Origin of the sequence: Psychroflexus sp. MES1-P1E, assembly GCF_002836055.1 — a bacterium.
Lineage (GTDB): Bacteria > Bacteroidota > Bacteroidia > Flavobacteriales > Flavobacteriaceae > Psychroflexus.
This window is the reverse complement of record NZ_PJBS01000197.1, coordinates 1-3,992: the sequence shown is the minus strand read 5'-3', so window position 1 is coordinate 3,992 and position 3,992 is coordinate 1. Positions and strand designations below refer to the sequence as shown.

Here is a 3,992-nt window from a genome sequence, read left to right as displayed (position 1 = left end):
AGTACAAGACAATTTAAACTTTAAAAATATGAAGACTAAAGCTCAACTATCATTGGTAATCCTTTTTGCTAATTAATTTTAGTTTAAAGGCTCAAAATAAAGAGTCTATAGCTGTATAAAATCCGCTACCGATTTTGTGACAGCATTTAATAATTTTGATTGGACAACTTTTCGCGCCTCATTTACTGATGACGCGACTATTTTCTATCCTTTTTGGAATCAAGCGGGTCGAATGCAAGGTAAGAGTGAACTTAAAACTATTTGGTTAACAATTTTTCCAGAATTTGTAGACACAAAAAATACTAGAAAATTAAAAATAAATCCAAAGGACATTAACATCCAACTTTACCCACAGACTGCAATTGTTACCTTCCATTTGGGGAATGGAGTAGAAAGATTATCAAGACGGACTTTAGTAATGGTAAAAGAAAATGAAAATTGGAAAATTGCTCATCTTCACGCCTCATCGGTAAGTGAGAACAAAAAGTGAAGAATTAATAAAACCACTACCCATGGCGAACAATTGAGGTAAAAACAACACTTTTCTTCATTAATTTTGAAAATCCATTATTCTTAACTTATAGATTTACATTTGTGATTCTTTGAGTTTTGTTATCGTGCTTTTCGAGACCCGAACAGCAGCAACAGACGAATCAAATTCATGATTATTTTTTTTAAAAAAAAAGATATGTTTTCCCTGAGAATGGACTACACTACTGAAGCATCGCAGTGGTTTTTATATCCCGTTTACCTTCTCTAATCGCAGTAAATCTTCGTATCTTTATCCGATTACACTACTTAAAATTTCAAAATATAAAAAGCTAAATTATAAATGGACAACAATCATATTGGCACAGAAATAAGAAAAAACGTACAGCAATATCAGGGTGCAAATTCAATTTATTACAAGGATAATAAATTGAATACTTGGGTTGGAATTTCATGGACGGATTTTGGCGACAAAATTCAAAATCTATCAAAAGCATTATTGAATTATGGGATAAAAGAACATCAAAACATTGCCATATTCGCTGAAAACATGCCCGATTGGATTATAGCCGACATTGCCATAATGAGCATTAGAGCAGTCACGGTTCCTATTTACGCAACAAATTCAAAGAAGGAGGTTGAATATATTGTAAACGATGCTGAAATAAATTTGGTTTTTGTGGGTGGTCAGGAAGAATATGACAAAACACTGCAAATTTCAAAAACTAATAGCAACTTAAAATACATAGTTAGTCTTTGCGAAGACATAAACATCGAGGACAATGAAAACTCAATTTATTTAAATGATTTTTTGGTTTTAAAAGCAAATGAAACCATTGAAACAGAGCTTCAAAAAAGATATTACGAATGCAAGTCAACCGATTTGGCAAGTATTATCTATACTTCAGGCACTACCGGAGAACCAAAAGGAGTCATGCTGGATCATACAAACTTTATGCAGTCATTAATAGCGCATGATTTTGAATTGACAGTTTCAGAAAAAGATTCTTCATTAAGCTTTTTACCATTGAGTCATATTTATGAGAGAAGCTGGGTTTTCTTTTGTTTGCATCGAGGCATAAAAGTATATTTCAACCAAAATCCAAAGTTAATCGCTGAGGTATTAAAAGAGGTGAAACCAACAGTGATGTGCACAGTTCCTCGTATTTTCGAGAAAATTTTTGCTGCAATTCAAGATAAAAGGAAAGAAGCTTCGCCTACCAAAATGAAATTAGCCAGCTGGGCTTTGGGCATTGGAAACGCCTATTTTAACAAATACAAACGAAACGATATAAAAGTACCATTAGCTTTAAAGTTGAAACACAAAATTGCAGATAAATTGGTGTTGAGCAAATTAAGAGAAGTTTTTGGTGGACGCATAAAATTCATGCCTTGTGGAGGAGCGCCTTTAGCTACCGATATGGTATCTTTTTTCCATTCTTTTGGTTTAAATATTAAATGTGGTTACGGCTTAACTGAAACTACAGCAACAGTCTCACTATTTGGATATGAGCATTTCGAATTTAATTCTGCGGGAAAAGCAATTCATGGCACTCAAATAAAAATAGGAGAAAATGATGAGATTTTAGTAAAAGGACCTAGCGTAATGAGAGGGTATTATAAAAAACCAAAAGAAACTGCCGACGTTTTTGATGATGGTTGGTTTAAAACTGGTGATGCTGGACTGATAGATGAAAAAGGTAATTTAGTTATTACAGACAGAATAAAAGATTTAATGAAAACGTCTGGTGGAAAATATATTGCGCCTCAAAAATTAGAAACCGCATTGATAAATGATGCTTTTATCGAACAAATTTCAGTAGTAGGTGACCAACAGAAGTATGTCACCGCATTGGCTGTTCCAAGTTTTGAAAATTTAAAAAAATATGCCATTGAACATAAAATTGCCTATAAGGATATTGAAGAATTGATTAATAATAGTCAGATTAAAGAGATGTTTGAAAAGCGAATTGAAGCCTTGCAAAAAGATTTTTCGGTATTTGAAAAAATTAAAAAATTCAGATTATTACCAAGAGAATTTAGCATCGAAGCGGGAGAAATTACAGCAACTTTAAAGTTAAAACGAAAAGTTATTCAGCAAAAAAACAAGGCGATTATAGATAAAATGTATAAGGATTAAAATGCTATAAATTAACGGATGACTCTAGTTTTGTCAAATATTAATTTTTGAATTCAACTAATAATTGCGAAAACTAGGAGTCGAAAATCAGCTTAACTATTTTTTCAGCAAACACAGAAAAGAAAAACGATTCTTTTCTGTGTTTGCTGAAATAAAACGCATCAATACCAATACATCGCGCTCCATGTCTCTGCCCAAGCTATACTTGTATTCTTTGGGAAAATTCTTAGTACTTAAAAAAATTTCTAACACCAATTTATAAGTGTCTCTGTAAACTGGTAACTCGGTGTGTAATGTCATTTTAAAAAAATAAAAATAGACCGCTTACGCGGTACTAATTAAATAATTAAATAACTAAATAGTTAAAAAGCTCGAACTGCACGCACTCTACTGAATGCGTAGTTCTTATTGTTGCTGGACTGACTACCATTGCTGAAATACTGGTCCCACGCGTCAAAATTATCGATCTCCGTAGAACTCCAGTAGTAATTATTAGCAAAATTGCCAATATTCCCAAGGCCCAAAGCATTTCCTTGACCTATATTTTCATACATTAGGTTTAATTCATATTTTGAGGGTAGATACCAATCAGTTTCCCCGCCTAAATTCAAATCTTGACATAATTCATTTGCGTAGCAAGAAGAACAGATTCCTTGCCATCTTCTGATTCCTTGGCTATTGCCTTCGCCAGCACCTATACCATTTCCATAAGCATATGTATCTACATAAGACCCATTCCACCATGCCGCTGAAGTCGATTGATCACTTGGTGCAGCTATTAAACCATGTTTCCCTGAGGCATCTAGATAAAAAATAATACCGCCTTGGTGAGTGTCGCCTATTGCGTAGGTGGCTGTTGTGGCTGCCACCCATTCTGGAGCTGTTGCACCAGTATTCATAGTTAATACTTGGCCAGCTGTTCCTTTAGGTAGTTTGGTTAATGCAGTTGCTGAAGTTGCATATAAAATATCTCCTTGAGTATATGTTGTAATATTAGTGCCTCCCGCATTTATATCAACAGTAGTATCTCCTGCTAATGCAGTTGTAGCTGTTGTTCCTAAAACCATAGAAATCTTAGCCGTATTCGCCACTACATCTGTATTGGCTGAAACCAAGGCTTCTGTGTATCCTACTTTTACAGTATTTTCTGTAATTGCACTTGCCTGAGCTGCAGTGATGCCCTCTTTTGCTGTGTTGGCTACTATAGCATCTGACTGTTGTGTAGTAATGCCGTCTTTTGCTGTATTAGCCACCACATCTGTATTGGCTGAAACCAATGCTTCTGTATAGCCTACTTTTGCCGTGTTTAATGCAATAGCTGTTGTATTGTTAGCAATAGTAGTAGCATTTGTTTCAGAACTTT

3 protein-coding genes are annotated in these 3,992 nt (G+C 34.3%); 2 read left to right on the top strand and 1 reads right to left on the bottom strand.

The genetic code is table 11. From position 1 onward, the window contains the following. Positions 1–136 precede the first annotated feature (136 nt). Together CXF67_RS08575 and CXF67_RS08570 are read left to right on the top strand one after the other, a co-directional pair. Positions 137–490, top strand: coding sequence for a nuclear transport factor 2 family protein (locus CXF67_RS08575; protein WP_180957932.1), 354 nt, complete (start codon positions 137–139; stop codon positions 488–490). Positions 491–832: 342 nt separating this feature from the next. Continuing rightward, a complete protein-coding gene (locus tag CXF67_RS08570; RefSeq protein WP_102088381.1) occupies positions 833–2,629 on the top strand; it encodes an AMP-dependent synthetase/ligase in 1,797 nt (598 codons plus the stop codon). A 362-nt stretch (positions 2,630–2,991) separates the two neighbouring features. On the opposite strand, the gene CXF67_RS08560 is transcribed toward CXF67_RS08570, so the two are convergent. After that, a partial coding sequence (locus CXF67_RS08560; protein WP_102088379.1) for an Lcl C-terminal domain-containing protein occupies positions 2,992–3,992 on the bottom strand: 1,001 nt, incomplete at its 5' end.